The sequence below is a fragment of the Streptomyces sp. NPDC029152 genome (genome assembly GCF_055564355.1).
This window is the reverse complement of the sequence record NZ_JBVHWR010000001.1, coordinates 384,626-407,147: the sequence shown is the minus strand read 5'-3', so window position 1 is coordinate 407,147 and position 22,522 is coordinate 384,626. Positions and strand designations below refer to the sequence as shown.

Here is a 22,522-nt window from a genome sequence, read left to right as displayed (position 1 = left end):
ACGGGGAGGCGACGGCATGAGCCAGGAGCAGCGGACCTGTCAGCGTCCCGGCTGCGGCGGGTCCTACGAGGACATGGGCGGCGGCGAGCTGTACTGCGACACCTGCGGTCTCGCACCGGTCGTCGAGTCCAACGGCGTGGTGGGCTCGACGCCGACCGGCGTCACCGGCGGCGGGCGGGGCTCGCGCGGCTCGGCGGGCAGCGGCAGCGCGCGCTCCGGCGGCCGCAGCGCGCGGACGTCGTCGCAGTCGTCGAGGTCCCGGCGCTCGGTGTCGGGGCGGCTCTCCCGGTCCGTGTCCGGCCGGTCCACGGGCCGGTCGGTGTCGGTGCGCAGCTCGGGGACGCCCGCCGGTTCCTCCGCGCGGGCGCGGCTCGGCGCCGGCCTGGTCGAGGTCCCGGCGATCCCGCGGCCCGACCCGCGCGCGATGGTCCTGGACCGCCCCGAGGTGCCCGAACGCAAGCGGTTCTGCTCGCGCTCGGACTGCGGGGCGCCGGTCGGGCGGGCGCGCGGGGACCGGCCCGGCCGCACGGAGGGCTTCTGCACCAAGTGCGGCCACCCGTACTCGTTCGTGCCCAAGCTGAAGTCCGGCGACGTGGTGCACGGCCAGTACGAGGTGGTGGGCTGCCTCGCGCACGGCGGGCTCGGCTGGATCTACCTCGCCGTCGACAAGGCGGTCTCCGACCGCTGGGTGGTCCTCAAGGGCCTGCTGGACACCGGCGACCAGGACGCGATGGCGGCGGCGATCTCCGAGCGGCGCTTTCTCGCCGAGATCGAGCACGCCAACATCGTGCGGATCTACAACTTCGTCGAACACCTCGACCAGCGCACCGGTTCCCTCGACGGCTACATCGTCATGGAGTACGTGGGCGGCAAGTCCCTCAAGGAGATCGCCAACGCCCGCCGCACGCCCGAGGGGCGGCGCGACCCCCTGCCGGTGGAGCAGGCGTGCGCGTACGGCATCGAGGCGCTGGAGGCCCTCGGCCACCTGCACGGCCGCAACCTGCTCTACTGCGACTTCAAGGTCGACAACGCCATCCAGACCGAGGACCAGCTCAAGCTGATCGACATGGGCGCCGTGCGCCGCATGGACGACGACGAGTCGGCGATCTACGGCACGGTGGGCTACCAGGCGCCGGAGGTCGCCGACGTCGGCCCCTCGGTGGCCTCCGACCTGTACACGGTCGGCCGTACGCTCGCGGTGCTGACGTTCGACTTCCAGGGCTACACCACCGTCTACGCCGACTCGCTGCCGGACCCCGACACCATCGACGTGTTCCGGCGGTACGAGTCGTTCTACCGGCTGCTGGTGCGCGCCACCGATCCCGACCCGGCCCGCCGGTTCGCCTCCGCGCAGGAGATGGCGGAGCAGCTGACGGGTGTGCTGCGCGAGGTGGTCTCGCTGCAGACGGGCCGCGCCCGGCCCGCGCTGTCCACGCTGTTCGGTCCCGAGGTGCGGGTCACGGACACGGAGCTGTTCCCCCGGCTGGACGGCGAGGTGTCGCGGCTGGGGGCCCGGACGACCGGCAGCCGGAAGCGTGGTGACGGTGCGTCAGCCGCTTCGCCGACGGGCGGCGGCGGGGGCGCCGGCCCCGCGCTGCCGGGCGGTGCGGGGCCGGTCGTCGGGGCGCCCGGCGGAACGGTCGCGGGCACCGCGGTCCACGGCGGGACGGGCGCGAGCGCCGCACTGCCCGCGGGAGCGGGCGCGAGCGCCGCGCTGCCGGGTGCCGTGAGCACGGTCGGCGGTGTCGAAGGCCGTGCCTCCGCCCTGGTCGAGCCCGTCGACGCCCCCGTCGCCGCGCTCGCCCTGCCGGCCCCCCGGGTCGATCCCGGGGACCCCGACGCCGGTTTCCTGGCGGGCCTGACGGCGTCCTCGCCGGGTGAGCTGCTGACCGCGCTGGGCGCCGCCCCGGCGCCGTCGACCGAGACCCGGCTGCGGCAGATACGGGCACGGCTGGAGCAGGGCGACGCGCCGGGCGCGCTGGAGTCCCTGGAAGCCCTGGAGGGCGAGCGGCCCGACGACTGGCGGGTGGTCTGGTACCGGGGACTGGCCTCACTGGTGACCGGCGACCACGAGGGCGCCGCGCTCGCCTTCGACGCCGTCTACGACGCCTTCCCGGGCGAGATCGCGCCCAAGCTGGCGCTCGGCCTGTGCGCGGAGGTGCTGGGCCAGCTCGACAACGCCGCCGAGTACTACCGCCTGGTGTGGTCGGCCGACCCGAGCCACGTCAGCGCCGCGTTCGGCCTGGCCCGGGTCCAGTTGGCCGGCGGCGACCGGCCCGGTGCCGTACGGACGCTGGAGTCGGTGCCGGAGTCGTCCGTGCACTGCACGGCCGCGCGCGTGGCGGCCGTGCGGGCACGGCTGCGCCGGCGCACCGCCGCGCCCGGCGACGCGGCGTTCCTGGACGATCTGACCGCCGCCGCGCGGCAGGTCGAGGCCCTGGACGTGTACGGTCTGGATCCGGCGCGCCGCGAGCAGTTGTCGGTCGAGGTCCTCGGCTGTGCCCTGGACTGGGTACTCTCCGGGGGCCGGGGTTCCGTTCCCTCCGCCGCCGGGGGACGGACACTGCTCGGCAGCGGTCTGGACGAACGCGGCCTGCGTTTCGGCCTGGAGCGTTCGTACCGCACGCTGGCCCGGCTGGCGCGGGGCGGCGAGGAGAGGATCGACCTGGTGGAACGTGCCAATCGTTACCGCCCCCGGACGTGGGTGTAGTTGATGTCGCAGATGCCCCAGCAGGCCGCTGTGCCGAAGTGTCCGAGCTGCGAGGAACCCCTCGAGTCGGACGACCGTTTCTGCGGCGCGTGCGGATACGACCTGTCAGCCGTGCCCGCGCGGCCCGAGGAGGGTCCGGCGCTCGCCCCGAACGGCACGGTGCCCGCCCCGTCGTCGCCGGAGGGCGTCGGCCGGCCCGCCGCGCGGGAGACGGACGGCCCCCCGCTGCCGCCGCGGCCGGCCGCACCGCCGGCACCGCCTTCCGCGCCGCCGCCACCGGTCGCGCCGCCCGCCGCACCACCGGCCGCACCGGGGCCGGACGTGTCCGAGCCGGCCGCGTCCGGTGTGCGGTTCGACCGCCCGGGCGAGCCCGACGAGTACCCGCTGCAGGCGCCCGACCCGCGGTCGGCCGCCGCCCCGGCCCCGGTCCCGGGGACCGCTCCCGCACCGGCCGCGTCCGGCAAGGTGTGCGTGGCCTGCCGCGCCGGCCGCGTCGACGACGACGGGTACTGCGAGAACTGCGGGCACGCCCAGCCCCGCGAACGCGACCACATGGAGCAGGAGGCGGGCCCCGTGGCCGCCGTCAGCGACCGCGGGCTGCGCCACCACCGCAACGAGGACGCCTTCTGCGTCGGCCGCACCGCGCTGCCCGACGGGACGCCCGCGGCCGTGGCGATCGTGTGCGACGGCGTCTCCTCGGCGACCCGCCCGGACGACGCCTCCCTCGCCGCGTCCCGCGCGGCCGGCGAGTCGCTGCTCGCGGTCCTGCCGCGCGGCACGCACCCGCAGCAGGCCATGCACGACGCGATCGTCGCCGCCTCGCACGCCGTCAACGCGCTGGCCGACGAACCCGCCACGGCCCGCGAACAGGCTCCCCACCAGAACGCCCCGGCCTGCACCCTCGTCGGCGCCGTGGTGACCTCGGACCTGCTGGTCGTCGGCTGGGTCGGCGACAGCCGCGTCTACTGGGTGCCGGTGGACCGCAGCACCCCGCCGGCCCGGCTCACCGAGGACGACTCGTGGGCCGCGCAGATGGTCGCCGCCGGCCTGATGAACGAGGCCGAGGCGTACGCCGACGAGCGCGCCCACGCGATCACGGGCTGGCTCGGCGCCGACGCCTACGAACTGGAGCCGCACACCGCGTCGTTCAAGCCGGACCGCCCCGGCGTGGTCGTGGTGTGCACGGACGGCCTGTGGAACTACGCCGAGTCGGCCGAGGAGATGGCCGCGGCCGTGCCCCTCGACGCCGCCGCGCGCCCGCTGCACGGCGCCCGGGTCCTGGTCGGCCACGCCCTGGACGGCGGGGGCCACGACAACGTAACAGTGGCCGTCGTGCCGTTCCCCGCCCCGCCCGCGGGGGCAGGATCCGGCTGAGGCCGCACGGCCGGGCCACGCACGGCCGGACGGGCGGCGGGGCGGCCTCGCGGACCGCAGGGGGCGGTCCGCGCCACCAGCCATCACCCCACCACCGTGGGGACGTAGAGGGGGATGCGATCCGGCATGGCCAATTTCTCGAAGTCGAACGTGCCGCAGTTCTCGGTGGACGTCTACCAGAACGAGTACCTGCCCGAGGGCGGCCGCGACGTCAACGCGATCGTCACGGTCACCGCGACCGGCGGCGGCACGGTCGGAAGCGCGGTGGCCGCGCCCCATCTGTACGCGCCGGGCCAGGGGCCGTCCGCGGCCGTGGCGCTGATGGTCGACTGCTCGGGCTCGATGGACTACCCGCCGGCCAAGATGCGCAACGCCCGGGACGCGACGGCCGCCGCGATCGACACCCTGCGCGACGGCGTGCACTTCGCGGTGGTCGGCGGCACGCACGTGGCCACGGAGGTCTATCCGGGCAACGGCCGGCTCGCGGTCGCCGACGCCACCACCCGGGAGCAGGCCAAGCAGGCCCTGCGCAGGCTGAGCGCGGGCGGCGGCACGGCCATCGGCACCTGGCTGCGGCTGGCCGACCGGCTGCTGTCCACGGCGGACGTCGCCATCCGGCACGGCATCCTGCTCACCGACGGCCGCAACGAGCACGAGTCGCCCGACGACCTGAGGGCCGCCCTCAGCGCCTGTGCCGGAAGGTTCACCTGTGACGCCCGGGGCGTGGGCACCGACTGGGAAGTGAAAGAAGTCACAGCGATCGCCTCCGCCCTGCTCGGCACCGCCGACATCGTCGCCGACCCGTCGGGGCTCGCCGCCGACTTCACGCGGATGATGGAGACGGCCATGGGCAAGGAGGTCGCCGACGTCGCCCTGCGCCTGTGGACCCCCGTCGGCACCACGGTGAGGTTCGTCAAGCAGGTCGCCCCCACGGTCGAGGAGCTGACCGGCCGCCGCACCGAGGCGGGGCCGCGCGCCGGGGACTACCCCACCGGTTCCTGGGGCGACGAGTCCCGCGACTACCACGTCTGCGTGGAGGTACCGGCCGCGGACATCGGCCAGGAGATGCTGGCCGCCCGTGTCTCCCTGGTCGTCCCGGAGCCCGGGGGGAGCGTCCAGAACCTCGGCGCCCAGGGTCTCGTACGCGCCGTGTGGACGGACGACATGGCCGCGTCCACGTCGATCAACCCCCAGGTCGCCCACTACACCGGGCAGGCCGAACTGGCGCAAGTCATCCAGCAGGGGCTGGATCTGCGCAAAGCGGGAGACATCGACGGAGCGACGGCCAAACTGGGCCGTGCGGTCCAGCTGGCCGGAGCCTCCGGAAACGCGGATACGGCGAAACTGCTTGCGAAGGTGGTGGACGTGGTCGACGCGGCGGCAGGTACTGTGCGACTGAAAGCGAAGGTCGAGGAGGCCGACGAGATGACTCTCGAGACCCGGTCGACGAAGACCGTTCGCGTGAAGAAGTGAAGAAGTGACGCGGTGCCGCGGGACGCGCGGTACCGCGGGACGACACAGCGACAAGCTCCGCAAGAGGGGGAAGCTCCGACATGCCGACCTGCCCGAACGGACACCAGTCGGGTTCCGACGACTGGTGCGAGGTCTGCGGTCACCGCATGGCCGGTGCCGTGCCGCCCCCTCCGCCGCCCCCGCCCCCGGGCGGAGGCTACGGCTTCCCGCCGCCCGCCGGTCCCGGTGGTCCGGGTGGCCCCGGCGGACAGGGCGGTCCGGGTGGCCAGGGCGGCCCCGCCGCGGAGCCGCAGCTGTGCCCGCAGTGCCGCACGCCCCGCGAAGGCGGTGCGCCGTTCTGCGAGGAGTGCCGGTGGAACTTCCTCACCAACACCGCCACCTCGTACACCCCGGCGGCCCCCCGTCCGCCGGCGCCCGGCCCGGGACCCCGGTTCCCGCAGCCGCCGGGCGGTCCGTCGTACGGCGGCGACGACGCGTACGACTACCAGGGCTCCCGCCCGTCCCAGGTGAACCGGCCCGCCGAGCCGATCCCGCCGGGCCCGCCCTTCGGCGGCGCCCCGTCGGGCCCCGGTGGTCCGGGCCCGCACGGTCCGGGCGGCCCGAACGGTCCCGGTCCGCACGGTCCCGGCGGCCCGAACGGCCCCTCCGGCTACCCGGGTCCCGGCGGTCAGGGCGGCCCCTCCGGCTACCCGGGTCAGGGCGGTCAGGGCGGTCCCTCCGGTCCGCCGGCCCCGCCCGGTTTCGGTGCCGACCCGTCGCGGCCGGTTCCGCCGCCGCCCGGTCCCGTCCCGCCCCCGCCCGGCCCCGGTGGCCCGGGCGGCCCCGGCCGCCCCGGTGGTCCCGGTGGTCCCGGTGGTCCCGGTGGTCCCGGCGGCCCTCCGCAGGCGTTCCAGCAGTCCGCGCCGTCGGCCCCGCCCGGCTTCCCGCAGGAGACCGGCCGCCCGCAGCAGGGCGGCGGCCCGTCCTTCGGCGGCGGTGACGACGACTGGGTGCTCTCCCCGCCCTCGTCCGGTCCGGGAGGCCCCGGCGGCCCCGGCGGCCCCGGCGGCGGTCCCTCGCAGGGCGGCGGCTACGGCTATCCGCAGCCCGGCGCCGCCCAGACCCCGCCCGGCCACGGCTTCCCGCCGCGGCCCCAGCAGCCGGCGACCTGGACGGCGACCATCGGTCCGGACCGCGAGTACTTCATGGCGATGATGCAGCGCTCCGGCCCCGAGGCCGCGGGCCTGAACCTGCCCGCGTACTCGCCCGAGCAGCAGCGCACGCTCACCGGCAACCAGATCACGATCGGCCGCCGCCGGCACTCCACCGGCGACACCCCGGACATCGATCTCGCGGTGCCGCCGGAGGACCCGGGCGTCTCGCACCAGCACGCGGTGCTGGTGCAGCAGCCGGACGGCGGCTGGGCGGTCGTCGACCAGAACTCGACGAACGGCACGACGGTCAACGGCGGCGAGGAGCCGATCCAGCCCTTCGTGCCGGTACCGCTCCAGGACGGCGACCGGGTGCACGTCGGCGCCTGGACGACGATCACGATCCGCCGCGGCTGAGGCGGGCGCGGGCGGTCAGGCGAAGGGCCAGGCGTACGGGCCCTCGGGATCGTCCAGCCAGGCCCAGGCCCGTTCGCCGCGGACGGTGATGCCGTAGCGCTCGCGCCGGGGGGCGTCCTCGCGCTCCCACAGCGCGTACGCCTCCTGCGGGTCGAGGCCGCCCCGGGACAGGGCCAGCAGGAACCGGAACAGGTCGTCGTCGCGGGCCCGGCGCGGGACCCCGGCGAGGCCCGGCGGCCCCGGCTCGGTCCGCCCGGCGCCGCGCAGCGGCACGAAGTAGGCGGGGGTGTGCAGGAAGCGCCCCTCGGCGTGCCCGGCGTCGTGGACGGTGAGCGCGACCAGGCCGGTGGCGAGCGGCGCCAGGATCCGCCCGCCGGGCCGGCACTGGACGAGCCAGGCGCGGGGGACCTCCGACAGGGCGCAGGTGGCGATGATCCGGTCGAAGGGGGCGCGTTCGGGCACCCCGCGCGCCCCGTCACCGGTGACGACGGCCGGGCGGTAGCCGGCGGCGGTCAGGTGCCGGCGGGCCGACTCGGTGATCTCCGGGTCCAGGTCGACGGTGGTGACCAGGTCGTCGTCGCCGAGCCGGTGGGCGAGCAGGGCGGCGTTGTAACCGGTGCCGGCGCCGATCTCCAGGACCCGGTCGCCGTCCGCCACGCCCAGCTCCACCAGCATCGTCGCCATCAGCGACGGCTGGCTGCTGGAGGAGAGCAGTTCGCCGTCGCGCAGCCGGGTGGCGAGCGGGACGTCGGCGTACGCGCCGCGCACCCAGCGCTCGCGGGCCGCGGGGTCGGGATGCTCGCCCCACCGGCGCTCGTAGCCGCCCCGGACGCCGACGTAGTAGTAGGGCACGAAGAGGTGGCGCGGGACCGTCGCGAACGCCTCCCGCCAGACCGGGTCGGCCGCCCAGGCGCCGCTCAGCTCGATCTCGCGCACCAGCTCCGCCCGCGCGGAGGCGGCGAGGCCTTCCAGGTCCCGGTGCCCGCCCATGCCTCCACAGTAGGGCCCGGCGGCCGCCGTGGGAGGCCGCCGGACGGGAGGTCCTCAGTCCCGAGGCCTATGCCGCGCCGTCTGAGACCATGGACGGCGTGAATGAGATTCGGCGCGGCACGCTTCAGGAGCAGACCTTCTACGAGCAGGTCGGCGGGGAGGAGACCTTCCGCCGGCTCGTCCACCGTTTCTACGAGGGGGTCGCCCAGGATCCGGTCCTGCGGCCGATGTACCCCGAGGAGGACCTGGGCCCGGCGGAGGAGCGTTTCGCGCTCTTCCTGATGCAGTACTGGGGCGGCCCGACGACGTACGGCGAACGGCGCGGCCACCCCCGCCTGCGGATGCGGCACGCCCCCTTCGCCGTGGACCGCGCGGCGCACGACGCGTGGCTGAAGCACATGCGGGTGGCCCTCGACGAGCTCGGTCTGTCCGAGGAGCACGAGCAGACACTGTGGAAGTACCTGACGTACGCGGCGGCCTCGATGGTGAACACCGAGGGCTGACTCCCCGGAGGGCCGGTTCCCGGGGGCGGTGAGCGGATTCCGGTTCCTCATCGCCGGAATCCGGTCACGATCCGGTCAATTCAGCTCCTCAAACGGTTTCCCGCTCCGTGTGCCCTCTGACAGCATCACCGGAAGATCTGGGCGACGGGGCCGGGGGGCCGGGTGGCGGGGAGCGGGGGACTCACGGGGTTCGTGCTGCTGCGCGCGCGGGCGCACCGCCTGCTGCTCGCCGCCGCGCTGCTCACCGTCCTGCTGACCACGGCGGTGCTGGCGACCCTGGCCGCCTACACGGGCGCGATCGGCGACGCGTCCCTGCGGCACGCCCTCGGCGATCCGCGCAACGCCGCCGGCACCGCGCTGGTCGTCAAGGCGGACGTGCCCGAGGGCGGGCGCGACGAGGCCGACGCCACCGTGCGCAAGGGCGCCCGGGCCGTCTTCGGCGGGCTGCCGGTCACCGTCCGCACCCTGATGCGGTCGGGCCCGTACGCCCTGCCGGACGCCCTGCGGCCGCGCGGCGAGCGGCCCCGCGGCGACGGTGGCAACGGCGACAACCCCGACCTGACCTACTTCGCGGCGCTCGACCCGGCGCAGGTGCGGATCACCGGGGGACGGATGCCGCGGGAGGGCGGCCCGGTGACCGAGGCCGCGCTGCCGACGGCCGTCGCCGAGCGCCTCGGCGTCCGGACCGGCGCCCTCCTCACCCTCACCGACCGGTTCGGCGGCCCGGCGGTGCGGGTCCGGGTCACCGGCCTGTACCGGCCGGCCGAGGCCGCGTCCCCGTACTGGCGACTGGACGAGCTGGGCGGACGCGGGATCAAGCAGGGCGGCTTCACGACGTACGGGCCGCTGCTCGCCGCCCCCGGTGCGCTGACCGGCGGCCGGGTGAGCGCCGGACCGTCCGGGTGGCTGGCGACGGCGGACTTCTCCACGGTGACGGCCGGCCGCACGGACGCGCTGCGCGGGGCGGCCCGGGACGGGGTGGCGTGGCTGCGCGGCCGGCCCGTCCTCAGCGGGGCGACGGCGGCGGACACGTCCCTGCCCGAGGTGCTGGACCGGCTCGACCGCTCCCTGCTGGTGGCCCGCTCCACGCTCCTCGTCGTGGCGCTCCAGCTGGCCCTGCTGGCGGGCTGCGCGCTGCTGCTGGTGGCCCGGCTGCTGAGCGCCGAGCGCGCGGGCGAGCTGCGGGTGCTGCTGGCGCGGGGCGCCTCCCGCGCCCGGATCGGACGGCTCGCCGCGCTGGAGGCGCTGCTGCTGGCCGTCCCCGCGGTGGTCTGCGCGCCGCTGCTCGCCGGGCCGCTGACCCGGTTGCTGGCCGGGCGGGGCGCGCTCGCCCGGATCGGGCTGCGGCCGGAGGTGCCGGCCCTCGGCGGGGGCGGGGTGTGGCTGGTCACCGGGGCGGCCGCCCTGGGATGCGCGCTGGCGGTGACCCTGCCCGCGCTGACCGCCTCCCTGACCGCCGGCGGCCGGGCCCGGTCGCTGCCTGCTCCGCTGCGGGCGGGTGCGGACGTCGGACTGCTGGTGGTGGCCGGTGTCGCCTACTGGCAGCTGTCCCGGCAGACCTCGGGCGCGGTGACCGGCGACGGCGACGGCGCCCTGGGCATCGACCCGCTGCTGGTCGCGGCGCCCGCGCTGGCGCTGCTGGCCGGCACCGTGCTGACGCTGCGGCTGCTGCCGCCGGTGGCGCGGCTCGCCGAGCGCCGGGCGGCCGGCGGGCGCGGGCTGGCCTCGGCGCTGGCGGGCTGGCAGCTCGGCCGCCGCCCGATGCGCGGGGCCGGTCCGGTGCTGCTGCTGGTCCTGGCCACGGCGCTGGGCATGCTGGCCGTCGGGCAGGGCGCCTCCTGGGACCGCTCGCAGGACGACCAGGCGGACTTCCTCGCCGGGGCGCCGGTGCGGGTGCTCGCCGCCGGGACGGCGGACCTCGGCCGCACGGAGACGTACGCGGCGGTCCCGGGCGTCCGGGACGTGGCCCCCGCCGCCCGTACGACGCTGCAGATGTCCGGCGACCGGACGGCCACGGTGCTGGCGCTGGACACGGCGGGCGCCGCGGACACGATGCTGCTGCGCCCGGACCTGTCCCCCGAACCGGCCCGGTCCCTGCTGGCCCCTCTCGGACCCGAGGGCGAGGCGGCGGGCGCGAAGGTCCCGGAGGGCACCGCACGACTGGGCCTGACGGCGGCCCTGGGACGTTCGGGCGCGGGCGGGGACACGGGCACGACGGCCGACGTGACCCTCACGGTGCGGGACGGCCACGGCACGCCGTACCGGCTGGCGGCCGGCGCGCTGGACGCCGACGGCCGCAGCCACACCCTGGACCTCGCCGTCGCCGCGGGCCCGCTGACCGTGACCGGCCTGGAGCTGGTCACGGCCCAGCCGAGCGGCCGGGCGCAGCAGCACCGCTTCGTCCTGGAGGCGCTGACCGCCACGGCGGCCGACGGCACCGTGCGGCAGCTGGCGCTGCCCCGCTCGTGGACGGCCTCCGCGCGCGGCGCCGGCCAGGTCTCGCCCCCGGACGCGCCCACCAGCCCGACCAGGCCCCGGCTGCGGGCGTCCGGGCCGCCGGTGATCGAGTACGGCACCGGGTACGTCCCGGCCGAGACGCCCTGGGAGTCGGCGTCGCTGACCGTACGGCTGGACGCCGAGCAGCCCGCGCCGCCGCAGCTCACGGCCGTGGCGACCGACCGCTTCCTCGACTCCGCGGGCGCTCGCGCCGGGCAGCCGGTGGACATCACGCTGGACGGCCGGACCGTCACCGTGCGGGTCACACACGCGGTCCGCGCCCTGCCGACCACCACCGCGACGGAGGCCCCGGAGCGGGACGGCGGTGCGCTCCTGGTCGATCTGCGGTCGGTGAACCGGGTGCTGCAGGCCCGGTACGGGGAGAGCCTGACGCCCACCGAGTGGTGGCTGCGGACGGCGCCGGGGAGGGCGGCCGGGGTGGCCGCGGCACTGCGCGCCGTCCCGGACGTCGATCCCGCGCAGGTCGTGGTGCGCGACGAGCTGGCCGGGCAGTTGCGCGACGACCCGTTCGGCGCGGGCCCCGGGACGGCGTTCACCGCGGCGGCCGGGGCGGCGGCGGCGCTGGCGGCCGTCGGGTTCGCGGTGAGCGCGACGGGGTCGCTGCGGGAGCGGGGCGCCGAGTTCGCGGTGCTGCGCGCCCTGGGCGCCCCGCGCCGCCGGCTGGCCCGCGCGGTCGCCGTCGAGCAGGGCGTCCTGGTGGCGCTGGCGCTGCTCGTGGGCACGGCGCTGGGTGCCGTGCTGGCCCGGGCGGTGGTCCCCCTGATCGTGCTGACCCCGGAGGCCGCCCGCCCGGTGCCCGCCGTGCTCGTCGACCTCCCCGCGGGCCGCGTCGCCGTGCTCCTGGCCGCCGTGGCGGTCACCCCCCTGCTGGTCACGGCGGTCCTCGCCCTGCGCCGGACGGACCCGGCGCCGGCGCTCAGGGAGCAGGGGGGCGAGAGCCGGTGACGACACCCCGCACGGCGGGGGCGGCCGCTGTGCCGCCGCCCCACCGCCCTCACCCGGCACGGGTGGACGTACGGCGCCCGTCACGGGGGCACGGTCCGCTCGTCGTGGAACAAGGAGGTGGGCGGACGTGGACCCCGTAGCCGCCCCGTGGGTGCGGACCCGGCTGCGCACCGCCCCCGGCGCCGCGTGCGCGCTGGCGCTGCTCGTGGCGCTGACCGCGTGTCTGGCCGCCGCCTTCCCGAGGGCACTGGACCGGTACGCGGACGCGAGCCTGCGCCACGATCTCCGCCAGGCCCGCCCCGACCGGACCAGCGTGCTGCTGACGGCCGGGCAGCCCGATCTCGGCTCCGACCCGGAGCAGTGGCAGCGGGACATGCGTCCCGACGCGCTGCGCGAGCGCCACGCCAGCGCGCTCGGCGTCGTCGCCGGCCGGCTCCCCGTCGACCGGACGCAGTCGGCGTACGGGGTGCGCACCACCGAGACTCGCGTGGTCCCGGAACCCTGGCTGTCCCGGCCCAGCGGACTGCCCCCGCAGGTGTACCTCGCCGCCCAGCACGGCCTCGGCGACCACGCCCGGCTGCACGCCGGCCGGCTGCCGCGCACGTCCGGCGCCCCGGTCACCGCGGCCGTCGGGCAGGTGGAGGCGGTCGTCACCACCGAGACGGCCGAGGCCCTGCGCATCGAGGTGGGCGCGGTCCTCCACGTGCCCCGCGCGGCAAGCGCCCCGCTCGCCGTCCGCATCACCGGCGTCCTCGCCCCGCGCGACCCGGACGGCGCCTACTGGGCCACCCAGCCCGCGCTGCGCACCCCGTCGCTCGTGAAGGTGCCGGGGCCGCCCGGCGCGGACACCGACAAGTACTGGGTCGGAGCGCTGCTGCTCGCCCCCGACGCGGGTCCCGCCCTGCTGGGCACGGCCGCCTCCCCCGTGCGCTATTGGCAGTTCGCGCCGGACAGCGACGCGCTGCACGCCCACGACCTGGACGGGCTGAACTCGTCCGTCGCCGCCCTGGAGTCCGGGCCGGGCCTGCGGGAGGTGCGGTCGGCCGTCGCCCCGGACGCCGAGGTGAGCACCGACCTGGACGAGGTGTTCAGCGCCTTCGACCGGCTGCGGTCGGGCATCGGCCCGCTGGTCACGGTCGCCGCCGTCGGCACCGGCACGGTCGCCGGCGTGGTCCTGCTGATGGCGGCCGGCCTCGCCGCCGACCGGCGCCGCGCGGAACTCGCCCTGCTGCGTGCCCGGGGCGCGTCCCTGCGGGGCCTGGTGGGACGGCTGCTGGCCGAGACGGCGGTGGCGGCGGTGCCCGCGGGCGCCCTCGGTCTCGCCGCCGCGCTGCTCGCCCTCCCCGGTGCCCGCCCCGGCCCGGCCGTCGCCGCCGCCGTCGCGGTCACCGTCGTCGGCTGCGCCGCGCTGCCCCTGCGGGCGGCCTTCGCCCACCGCACCGTCCGCGTCCACGGCGGCCGACGGGACGTGGCGTCACCGCGCCCCTCCCGGCGCCGTGCGGTCGCCGAACTCACCGCCGTCGTCCTGGCCGTGGCCGCGGTCGAGACGCTGCGCCGGCGCGGTGCGGCGAGCTCGGCCGACGACCTGGTGTCGCTCGCGCCGGTGCTGGTCGGGGGGATCGCCGCGCTGGTCCTGGTCCGCCTCTACCCGCTGCCGCTGCGGAGCCTGGCCCGCCCGGCGGGGCGGCTGCGCGGCGCGGTGGGACACCTGGCGCTGGCCCGCGCGGGCCGTACCTCCGTCTCGGCGGTGCTGCCCCTGCTCGCGCTGCTGACCGCGCTCACCACGGCGGCCTTCGGCGGCTCGGTGCTGGCCGGCGTGGCGGACACCCGGGACCGGGCGGCCCTGCTCACCATCGGCGCCGACGCCCGCGTCGAGGGGACCGGCCCGCTGCCGTCCGCCCTGGCCGACCGGGTCCGCCGCACCCCGGGCGTGGCCGGGCTGACCGGGGTGAGCATCGCCTACGAGGCCAGGACCAGCAACGGTCGTCAGACGCTGCCCGTGGCGGGCGTCGACCCCGCCGCCTACGCGAAGCTGGCGGCGCGGACGGGTCTGGGGGCCTTCGACGCGGACGAGCTGAAGCAGCCGGACGGTCGGGACGAGCCCCTGCGCGCGCTGGCCTCTCCCACGGTCGCCGAGCGGTTCGGCACCGAGCCGTTCCGGGCGCGCATGGAGGACGGCACCGCCGTCATCCTGCGGATCTCCCTCGTGCGCGACCTCACCCCGGCCGTCTCCGGCGACGAGTTCCTGGTCGTGGACCGGGCCGGGCTGTCCGCGGAGGCGGCCCGCCCGACCGTCCTGCTGCTGACCGGCGACCGGATCGACGGGGGTGCGCTGCGCCGGGCGGCCGGCGACTCCGCCTCCGTGCTCCTGCGGGCGCGGGAACGGGCCCGGTACGTCGACTCGCCCCTCCAGACCGGTGCCGAGCGCGTCTACACGGCGGCCGTGGCGGCCGGCGCCGGTTACGCCGTGCTCGCCCTGCTGCTGTCCCTGCTGCGCGCCGCGCCCGAGCGGGCCGCGCTGCTCGCCCGCCTGCGCACGATGGGCCTCACCCGCGCCCAGGGCCGGCGCCTGCTCGTCCTGGAGTCCCTCCCCCAGGCCGCCCTGGCGGCGGCGGGCGGGGCACTGTCCGGCTGGGCGGCCGTCCGGCTGCTCTCCCCCGGCATCGACGTGACGACGATCGCGCTGGCGACGGCGTCGTCCCCGGGCGGCCGGGCCGGGCTGCGCACGGACCCGTGGTCGCTGGCCGTGCCGACGGTCGCGGTGCTGGTGGTCGCGGTGGGGACCGCGGCGGTGCAGGCGTGGTGGTCGGGCCGGCGCGGGTCGGTCACGGAACTGCGGGCGGGGGACTCCCGATGAACGGCCCCGGCCGCGTGCCTCACCCGGGCCGCCTCGACCACCCGGGCTGCCTCGACCACCCGGGCTGCCTCGACCACCTGGGCCGCCCGGACCGCCCGGACCGCCTGAGCCGCCTGAGCCGCCTGAGCCGCCTGAGCCGCCTGGGCAACACGAGCCCCTCGTCTCACCTGAGCAGCCCGGGTCACGCCCACCGCCTTAGCCCTCCGCACCACCCGCACCACCCGCGTCGCCCGGCCCGGAGACACCCAGGGCATCTGCCGAGGAGGCCCCGATGACGACGAACCCCACCCTCGCCGACCTGGCCGACCGCGCCGCCGCGGCCCGCGACCGCCCGGCCTACGGCCACGACGCCCTCATCACCTGCGACCGCCTGGTCCGCATCTTCAGCGCGGACGGCGTCGAGGTGCAGGCCCTCCAGGGCCTCGACCTGCTGGTGGGGGAGGGCGAGCTGATGGCCCTGGTCGGCGCGTCCGGCAGCGGCAAGTCGACGCTGATGAACATCCTCGCCGGGCTGGACACCCCGACCGCCGGCGCGGCCCGCGTCGCCGGCCGCGACCTGCTCACGATGACCGCGAAGGACCGTCTCTCCTACCGCCGCGAGGTGGTCGGCTTCGTCTGGCAGCAGACGTCCCGCAACCTGCTGCCCTATCTGACGGCGGCTCAGAACGTCGCCCTGCCCGTGCAGCTCGCGGGCGCCCGCGGCCGGGGCCGCGCGGCCCGGCGGGCCCGCTCCGAACGCGCCCTGGAGCTGCTGGAACTGCTGGAGGTCGCCGACTGCCGCGACCGCCGTCCGCACCAGATGTCGGGCGGTCAGCAGCAGCGCGTCGCCATCGCCGTGGCCCTGGCCAACGAGCCCGCGGTCCTGCTCGCCGACGAACCGACCGGCGAGCTCGACTCCCACACGGCGGAACAGATCTTCGCCGCCTTCCGCACCGCGAACGAACGGCTCGGCACCACCATCGTCATCGTCACCCACGACCAGGCGGTGGCCGGCGAGGTCCGCCGCACGGTCGCCATCCGCGACGGCCGCACCTCCACGGAGGTGCTGCGGCGCAGCGAGGTGGACGCCACGACCGGCCACGAGACGGTGGTGGCCCGCGAGTACGCCATGCTCGACCGCGCCGGCCGCCTCCAGCTGCCCGCCGAGTACACCCGGGCCCTCGGCATGCGCGACCGCGTCGCCCTGGAACTGGAGCCCGACCACATCGCCGTGCGGCCGGACGACAGCGGGCACTCCTGACGGGGCGGCTCAGCGCACGCTGAGGCCCAGCGTCCCGGTGCCCGCCCGGCGCAGGGCGACGGATCCGTAGGGGGTGCGCAGCCGCAGCCACGCGCCCGAGGAGACCAGCGCGGGTGCGTCCCCGGCCGTGTCCGCGGGACGCAGGAACCCCAGCGACTGGGCTGCGTGCACGGCCCGCACGGGCAGTCCGGTGTCCCCGACCGTCCGGGACCATATCTCCCGGCCGATCCGGTCGAGTTCGGCCCGGGTGCGCTCCTCGGGGGCCAGCTCCCCGGTCCGTGCCCGGAACTCGGCGACGGCCGCGGAGACGAGGGCGCGCAACGCGTCCGGGGCGGGCAGCCCCGGCTCGGGCCGCCAGCCGCCGCGCGGGGGCAGCACGCCGGCCCACGGCGGTCCGGTGACCGCGCCGGGCACGGCCGCGGTGGCCGCGGGCTCGTCCACCGACTCCAGGAGCTCACCGGCGGACACGGTGACGTCCAGCGTGACGTCGAGCCCGTTCTCGTACGGCTTCGCCAGCCGTACCGCCCGCACGGCCAGCACCTCGAAGGAGGGCGGCCGCCCGAAGACGGCGAGCGCCGTGCCGTGCGCCTGGACGCGTACGGCGGCGCCGCGGTCGTAGTGGAGCAGGCGGGAGAGGAAGGCCGCGAGGTCGGCGGCCTCCCCCTCGTCGGCGAGGTGGAGCACCGTCATGCGGCGACGGCCTCCTCCTCGCCGTCCCGCGCCTTCTCGCCCGCGTCGTCGGCGTCGTCGGCGTCGTCCGTGTACTCCTCGAGGAACTCCCGCTCCTCCGCCGTGATCCGGCGGGGGCGCTGCGCCTCGAAGTCGAAGGGCACGATCACCGTGGAGGCACGGACGTAGATCCGGTCGCCGTCCTTCACCTCGTAGGAGAGGGTGAAGGAGGCGGCCCGGATCTCGGTGACCCACAGCTCGATGTCGACCGGACGGTGCCGGTGGACGAGCTGCCGCTTGTAGTCGATCTCGTGGCGCGCCACCACCGACCCCTGCTGGAAGTCCTTGTCCGGACGGAACAGGAAGTCGATACGGGCCTCCTCCAGGTAGCGGAGGAAGACCACGTTGTTGACGTGGCCGTACGCGTCCATGTCCGCCCAGCGCAGCGGGCAGCGGTAGATGTGCCGCAAGATCGATCAGCCCCGGGTCAGCTTCTTGTAGGTGGCACGGTGCGGACGCGCCGCGTCCGGGCCGAGCCGCTCGATCTTGTTCTTCTCGTACGACTCGAAGTTGCCCTCGAACCAGAACCACTTGGAGTCACCCTCGTACGCGAGGATGTGCGTGGCGACGCGGTCGAGGAACCACCGGTCGTGGGAGACGACCACGGCGCAGCCGGGGAACTCCAGCAGCGCGTTCTCCAGGCTGGAGAGGGTCTCGACGTCGAGGTCGTTGGTCGGCTCGTCGAGGAGCAGCAGGTTGCCGCCCTGCTTGAGGGTGAGCGCGAGGTTCAGGCGGTTGCGCTCACCGCCGGACAGCACGCCGGCCGGCTTCTGCTGGTCCGGGCCCTTGAAGCCGAACGCGGAGACGTACGCGCGGCTCGGCATCTCGACCTGGCCGACGTTGATGTAGTCCAGTTCGTCGGAGACGACGGCCCACAGCGTCTTCTTCGGGTCGATGTTCTCGCGGCTCTGGTCGACGTACGAGATCTTGACGGTCTCGCCGACCTTGATGGAACCGGAGTCCGGCTCCTCGATGCCCTGGATCATCTTGAACAGGGTGGTCTTGCCGGCGCCGTTCGGGCCGATGACACCGACGATGCCGTTGCGCGGCAGCGTGAAGCTGAGGTCGTCGATGAGGACCTTGTCGCCGAAGGCCTTGCTGAGGTTGTTCACCTCGACGACGACGTTGCCCAGGCGCGGGCCCGGCGGGATCTGGATCTCCTCGAAGTCCAGCTTCCGCATCTTGTCGGCCTCGGCGGCCATCTCCTCGTAGCGGGCGAGGCGGGCCTTGGACTTGGCCTGGCGGCCCTTGGCGTTGGAGCGGACCCACTCCAGCTCGTCCTTGAGGCGCTTCTGCCGCTTGGCGTCCTTCTGACCCTCGACCTTGAGGCGGGTGGCCTTGGTCTCCAGGTACTTGGAGTAGTTGCCCTCGTAGCCGTGCAGCCGGCCGCGGTCGACCTCGCAGATCCACCCGGCGACGTTGTCCAGGAAGTACCGGTCGTGGGTCACGGCCACGACGGTGCCCTCGTACTTGGCGAGGTGCTGCTCCAGCCAGTTCACCGACTCGGCGTCGAGGTGGTTGGTGGGCTCGTCGAGCAGCAGCAGGTCGGGGGCCTCCAGCAGCAGCTTGCAGAGCGCGACGCGGCGCTTCTCACCACCGGAGAGGTTCACGACGGGCCAGTCGCCGGGCGGGCAGCCCAGCGCGTCCATGGCCTGCTCGAGCTGGGCGTCGAGGTCCCAGGCGTTGGCGTGGTCCAGCTCCTCCTGGAGCTTGCCCATCTCCTCCAGCAGCGCGTCCGAGTAGTCGGTCGCCATCTGCTCGGCGATCTCGTTGAACCGGTCGAGCTTGCCCTTGACCTCGGCGACACCCTCCTGGACGTTCTCCAGGACGGTCTTCTCCTCGTTCAGCGGGGGCTCCTGCAGCAGGATGCCGACCGTGTAGCCCGGCGACAGGAACGCGTCACCGTTCGACGGCTGCTCCAGCCCCGCCATGATCTTCAGAACGGTCGACTTACCGGCGCCGTTCGGACCGACCACACCGATCTTCGCGCCGGGAAGGAAGTTCAGCGTGACGTCGTCAAGGATGACCTTGTCGCCGTGCGCCTTGCGCGCCTTGCGCATGGTGTAGATGTACTCAGCCAAGAGAAACCGTCCGGCAGCTTGATCAGGCAGTGGGCAGATACACCCCATCTTGCCGCACCGCCACCCCTGGGCGGAAACGCGTCCGGCGCGGCGGCCCTGACCTGGTGTTTCCCTGCGGCCGCTCCAGGCTCGCCCGTCCCTGCCGGTCTCACCGGCCGGCCCCGGACACCTCGCACGGCCCAAAGACCGAGGCTGCCCGCCGCGCAGCGGCCGGACGTCGATCGTCGGCAACCGGTGTCAGCCGCCGCACGCGGTCTCGTCCAGGGCTGTCTCGTCCGATCGCCGTCGGGCCGGGATCGGAGTCTGGATGCCGGGGCGGGGCCCGGGAGTGCGTGTGGCAAGGTATGCCGACAGCTCACGCCGGCCATGTCTCGCCAGGGAGGCCGACCCATGGGTGCTTCCCTGGTCGCGGCATCCCACGGCGACGCGCGGAGGGCGGACTGCCGACTGCCGGGCGGAAGCGTCTCCCGTCCGGTTCCCGTGTGACATCGCAGGAGTACCGCCGTGAACGGAAAGCGCCGCAGATTGCTGCTGGCCGCCATCGATCCCATGCTCGAGCCCGGGGAGCAGGTCGAAGTGGCGACCATCGTGAACCTGAGTTCGGTCCCGGTGCGCCGGACAGCCGCGTTCGCGGCGGCCTCGGCCCTCATGAGCGGTGGCGGGATGGCCGTGATCCCGACGCCGACTCCCATGTACCTGGCCATGACCGACCGCCGCATCTTCGTCTTCCGGGCGAACCCGACGTTCGCCCGGCCGGAAGAGCACCTGATGACGATTCCGCGCGCCGGTCTCGTTCGCTCGGAGATCAAGGAGCGCCTGCTCAACTCGTCCTTCGTCGTTTCCTCGCCGGACAACGAGCAGGGCTTGAAGATCATCTTTCCGCTGGTGAGCCGCAAGGACCGGAACGCGATAGCGGCTGCCCTGCCCCTGGCGGGCTGACCGCCCCGGACGCGGGTCGAAGTCGAGTGGTCGAGTGGCTGCCACTGCACGGCGCTCGGCCACCGCCCGCCCGATGCACGCCACCGACCCGGCTCGGCCCACCGCCCTCCCCCGCTCCCCTCCCGGCGGCGGTCGCGGGCCCCGCCCCGCGGACGCGCGACGCCCGGTAAGGTGGCGATCTTCGAACGGCGTAGGCCGTACGGAGTCCTCGAAGGCGGGCACACCATGCACCTCGCCGACCACCATGCCGCACGCCGCCGGCTCGGCGACGCCCTGGACGGCCTCGCCGTCACCTTCCGGGGCATGACGGCGCGTCCGGACGAGCACAACTGCGAATGCCACTGGGGCGGCCCGGAGGAACTCGCCCTCCTGAAGACGCCGGACGTGGAGCTGGAGCCGGACCTCCTGCGCCGGACCTGGCAGGCGACCGACTGGAGCGATCACGCGGCCGTGCTGCGCCGCATCCTGCCGCAGTTCGCCAGGGCCCTGGTCGCCGGCCGGGCGGAGCCCCTGTCCGGACTGGAAGAGGCCGGCTACTCCCTGGCCCGCGGCCGGTGGCAGCGTTGGCCCGACGACCACGCCGGCCCGGTACGCGAGTTCCTGCACGCCTGGTGGGCGCAGAGCCTCACCGACCCGGACGCGGCCGTACCGGCGCACGAGGTCTTCGCGCTGTGCGCCGAGGCGTCCGGAACGCTCGGCCCCTGGCTCGCCGCATGGGAGGAGCGGACCGACCCCCTCGGCGACCGGCGTCTCGCCGAGGCGGCGGCGGAGTGGGAGTACGAACTCCTCGGGGACGGCCTGCCGTGGCACGTCCACTGGTACGAGCACGACGAGGAGGAGATGCGCGCCGAACTGGTCGCCTGGCTCCTCGGCCACGGCGCGGCGCGGCTCCGCGAGTCGGGCGCTCCGGCGGACCTGCGGCACCGGATACGGCTGCTCGGGGTCACCGGCGAGGACCGCTGGACGGACCCGCACTGGCCCGGCCACCGCTACTGACGGTGCCGCGCGAGCGCGCCGGCGCCGGTCAGACCCCGCCGCGCTCGTCCTTCCTGCGGACGAGCAGCAGGACCGCCCCGCCGATCACGACCAGGCCGATGGCCGTGCCGCCGATCAGGGGTGTCGCGTCGGAGCTGCCGGTCTCGGCGAGGTCGGTGTCGGGGGCGGGGTCGACCACCGCGACGGGGGCCGGCTCGCCGAGGGTGCGGGTGGCCCGGCCGGCCGCGCCGCTCTGCGTGCGGCAGTCGAGGACGCCGGTGAAGCGCCGCTCGAAGCCGTCGGAACCGCGGACGGCGAAGTCGTAGGCGCGGTCCTCCGGCAACGGGATCGTGACCGTCCGGGTCTCGCCCGCCGCGATGACGTACTCGCTGTCCAGCACCTCGAAGGTGAACGCCTTGTCACCCTTGTTGACCGCGGTGATGTCCAGGCCGCCCTCGGCGCAGTTCTTCGCCCCGGACAGTGCGGGAACCGCGCCCTGGCCGGCCCAGGTCGCGCTCGCCGTCGCCGACACCGTCGACTCGCTGGAGCCGGCCAGGATCTGCGTCTGGCTGCGGCTCTCGGAGGCGAAGGCGCGGCCGACCGGCACGGTGGTCGAGGCCTGGACGGTCAGTCCGACGGTGTCCGCCGCGGCGTCCTTCGGCACGTCGAAGAAGATCTGGGTGCCGTCGGTCGCGGAGGTGACGGGCCTGCCGTCCTTGTCGACGAACCGCACTCCGCGCGTGGTGGCGTCCGCCGGCGGGACGACCGTCGCACTGTCGGCGTTGGTGTGCACCGTCACCGGGCCGAGCCGTCCGCCCGGGCGTCCGGAGACCGCGGGCGGGTCCAGCGTGAGCGACGCCGCGGGCTCGGGCAGGTCGCGGGCGTGCTTCTCCAGGTAGTCCGCGAGCCGCTCGGCCTGCGGGTCGAGGGCCTCGACGTCCGTGTCGTCCGAGTAGCGCCAGATGGCCACCTGCGTGCCGGCCGCCGCGTCCTGCTCGGTGAGCCCGCCGCGCACCCCGGCCTTCTTCGCGAGCGCCGCGAGGTCGTTGACCTGGGGGTAGGAGTTCTGCAGGATCCAGCGGATGCGGCCGGCGTCCTTGTTGGTGCCCAGCGAGGTCCCGCTCCAGGGCGTCTCGTGGTACTTGGCGTCCTTCTGCGTCGGGTTCTGGACGTCGACGCAGTAGGTCTGCAGCATGCCGCCGCCGTCGACGGACATCTCGAACAGGCCGGCCGACACCTCCTGGTCACCCTTGGCCCCGTGTATGACCGCGGTGCCGTAGGTCTTCAGGCCGCCTATGGTGGCCGTGGCTCCGCCCTCGCCCCGTGCCTCCCCCCGGGCGGCGGCCGGGGCGGCACCCGCCGCCACTCCGGCCGCGGCGAGCGTGGAGACCAGCACCGTGGTGGCGAGCCGCGCCGCCGCTCCACGGCCGGGCCACAGGAAAGAGAGCGAAGAAAGCACCAAATTCCCCTTCGAGCAGGACCCGTTGACGTGGGGGCACGGTCCCACCAGCAGAATCAGCAGTCCCTCAGGACATGTTCGGCATCCTAAGGACCTGACGCACCGCGCCCCTCGGCGATGCCGGTCCGAGCGAAGATCCGACTCGGAATCGTTATGGCCGAACCCCCTTGCGAGCAGGGCTTA

The 22,522-nt window shown here is 75.5% G+C and carries 15 protein-coding genes; 10 read left to right on the top strand and 5 right to left on the bottom strand.

Translation table 11 applies throughout. The features are described 5' to 3' along the window. Positions 1–16: 16 nt before the first annotated feature. The 4 genes from ACZ4V6_RS01760 (at position 17) to ACZ4V6_RS01745 (ending at position 7,104) form a co-directional block, all read left to right on the top strand. Positions 17–2,710: a serine/threonine-protein kinase gene (locus ACZ4V6_RS01760; RefSeq protein WP_467821773.1), complete on the top strand. Its 2,694-nt coding sequence runs from the start codon at positions 17–19 to the stop codon at positions 2,708–2,710. A gap of 3 nt (positions 2,711–2,713) precedes the next feature. Further along, positions 2,714–4,084, top strand: a complete 1,371-nt coding sequence (locus ACZ4V6_RS01755; RefSeq protein ID WP_467821772.1) for a PP2C family serine/threonine-protein phosphatase — start codon at positions 2,714–2,716, stop codon at positions 4,082–4,084. Between the two features lie 126 nt (positions 4,085–4,210). Next, the gene (locus ACZ4V6_RS01750; protein WP_467821771.1) at positions 4,211–5,557 is read left to right on the top strand and encodes a vWA domain-containing protein; all 1,347 of its coding nucleotides are present in this window, start codon (positions 4,211–4,213) and stop codon (positions 5,555–5,557) included. 80 nt (positions 5,558–5,637) lie between these two features. Next, entirely contained in the window at positions 5,638–7,104 is a 1,467-nt protein-coding gene (locus ACZ4V6_RS01745; protein WP_467821770.1) for an FHA domain-containing protein, read from the top strand. A gap of 15 nt (positions 7,105–7,119) precedes the next feature. On the opposite strand, the gene ACZ4V6_RS01740 is transcribed toward ACZ4V6_RS01745, so the two are convergent. Further along, positions 7,120–8,094, bottom strand: a complete 975-nt coding sequence (locus ACZ4V6_RS01740; protein WP_467821769.1) for a methyltransferase domain-containing protein — start codon at positions 8,092–8,094, stop codon at positions 7,120–7,122. Between the two features lie 89 nt (positions 8,095–8,183). Here ACZ4V6_RS01740 and ACZ4V6_RS01735 point away from each other — a divergent pair, with 89 nt between their 5' ends. The 4 genes from ACZ4V6_RS01735 (at position 8,184) to ACZ4V6_RS01720 (ending at position 16,156) form a co-directional block, all read left to right on the top strand. Then, positions 8,184–8,597, top strand: a complete 414-nt coding sequence (locus tag ACZ4V6_RS01735) for a globin (RefSeq protein WP_467821768.1) — start codon at positions 8,184–8,186, stop codon at positions 8,595–8,597. Positions 8,598–8,789: 192 nt separating this feature from the next. Further along, positions 8,790–12,059 (top strand): FtsX-like permease family protein, encoded by a 3,270-nt coding sequence (locus ACZ4V6_RS01730; protein WP_467821767.1) that lies wholly within the window; start codon positions 8,790–8,792, stop codon positions 12,057–12,059. 127 nt (positions 12,060–12,186) lie between these two features. Further along, positions 12,187–14,916, top strand: a complete 2,730-nt coding sequence (locus ACZ4V6_RS01725) for an FtsX-like permease family protein (RefSeq protein WP_467821766.1) — start codon at positions 12,187–12,189, stop codon at positions 14,914–14,916. 271 nt (positions 14,917–15,187) lie between these two features. Then, on the top strand, positions 15,188–16,156 hold the full coding sequence (locus ACZ4V6_RS01720; protein ID WP_467821765.1) for an ABC transporter ATP-binding protein: 969 nt from the start codon (positions 15,188–15,190) through the stop codon (positions 16,154–16,156). A gap of 9 nt (positions 16,157–16,165) precedes the next feature. Here ACZ4V6_RS01720 and ACZ4V6_RS01715 read toward each other — a convergent pair whose 3' ends face one another. Genes ACZ4V6_RS01715 through ettA form a run of 3 tightly spaced genes read right to left on the bottom strand, consistent with a single transcriptional unit; the run spans position 16,166 to position 18,966 of the window. After that, complete coding sequence (locus ACZ4V6_RS01715) at positions 16,166–16,846, bottom strand: DUF8185 domain-containing protein (RefSeq protein WP_467821764.1); 681 nt, start codon at positions 16,844–16,846, stop codon at positions 16,166–16,168. After that, positions 16,843–17,295, bottom strand: a complete 453-nt coding sequence (locus tag ACZ4V6_RS01710) for an acyl-CoA thioesterase (RefSeq protein WP_467821763.1) — start codon at positions 17,293–17,295, stop codon at positions 16,843–16,845. The genes ACZ4V6_RS01715 and ACZ4V6_RS01710 overlap by 4 nt, the downstream gene beginning before the upstream one ends. 6 nt (positions 17,296–17,301) lie before the next feature. Further along, complete coding sequence (gene ettA / locus ACZ4V6_RS01705) at positions 17,302–18,966, bottom strand: energy-dependent translational throttle protein EttA (RefSeq protein WP_467821762.1); 1,665 nt, start codon at positions 18,964–18,966, stop codon at positions 17,302–17,304. Positions 18,967–19,470: 504 nt separating this feature from the next. Here ettA and ACZ4V6_RS01700 point away from each other — a divergent pair. Beyond that, positions 19,471–19,905 carry a hypothetical protein gene (locus tag ACZ4V6_RS01700; protein ID WP_467821761.1) on the top strand — a complete coding sequence of 145 codons (435 nt, stop codon included), beginning with the start codon at positions 19,471–19,473 and terminating at the stop codon, positions 19,903–19,905. Positions 19,906–20,130: 225 nt separating this feature from the next. After that, on the top strand, positions 20,131–20,901 hold the full coding sequence (locus tag ACZ4V6_RS01695) for a hypothetical protein (protein ID WP_467822215.1): 771 nt from the start codon (positions 20,131–20,133) through the stop codon (positions 20,899–20,901). 28 nt (positions 20,902–20,929) lie between these two features. Here the strand turns inward: ACZ4V6_RS01695 and ACZ4V6_RS01690 are convergent, their stop codons facing one another. Beyond that, positions 20,930–22,339 (bottom strand): Cys-Gln thioester bond-forming surface protein, encoded by a 1,410-nt coding sequence (locus ACZ4V6_RS01690; protein WP_467821760.1) that lies wholly within the window; start codon positions 22,337–22,339, stop codon positions 20,930–20,932. Positions 22,340–22,522 lie beyond the last annotated feature (183 nt).

Bases quoted from the DNA above. Each gene is read 5' to 3' on its own strand.
- ACZ4V6_RS01715 (WP_467821764.1), bottom strand. From the start codon at position 16,846: ATGACGGTGCTCCACCTCGCCGACGAGGGGGAGGCCGCCGACCTCGCG.
- ACZ4V6_RS01720 (WP_467821765.1), top strand. From the start codon at position 15,188: ATGACGACGAACCCCACCCTCGCCGACCTGGCCGACCGCGCCGCCGCG.
- ACZ4V6_RS01735 (WP_467821768.1), top strand. From the start codon at position 8,184: ATGGACGGCGTGAATGAGATTCGGCGCGGCACGCTTCAGGAGCAGACC.
- ACZ4V6_RS01760 (WP_467821773.1), top strand. From the start codon at position 17: ATGAGCCAGGAGCAGCGGACCTGTCAGCGTCCCGGCTGCGGCGGGTCC.
- ACZ4V6_RS01745 (WP_467821770.1), top strand. From the start codon at position 5,638: ATGCCGACCTGCCCGAACGGACACCAGTCGGGTTCCGACGACTGGTGC.
- ACZ4V6_RS01695 (WP_467822215.1), top strand. From the start codon at position 20,131: ATGCACCTCGCCGACCACCATGCCGCACGCCGCCGGCTCGGCGACGCC.
- ACZ4V6_RS01750 (WP_467821771.1), top strand. From the start codon at position 4,211: ATGGCCAATTTCTCGAAGTCGAACGTGCCGCAGTTCTCGGTGGACGTC.
- ACZ4V6_RS01755 (WP_467821772.1), top strand. From the start codon at position 2,714: ATGTCGCAGATGCCCCAGCAGGCCGCTGTGCCGAAGTGTCCGAGCTGC.
- ACZ4V6_RS01740 (WP_467821769.1), bottom strand. From the start codon at position 8,094: ATGGGCGGGCACCGGGACCTGGAAGGCCTCGCCGCCTCCGCGCGGGCG.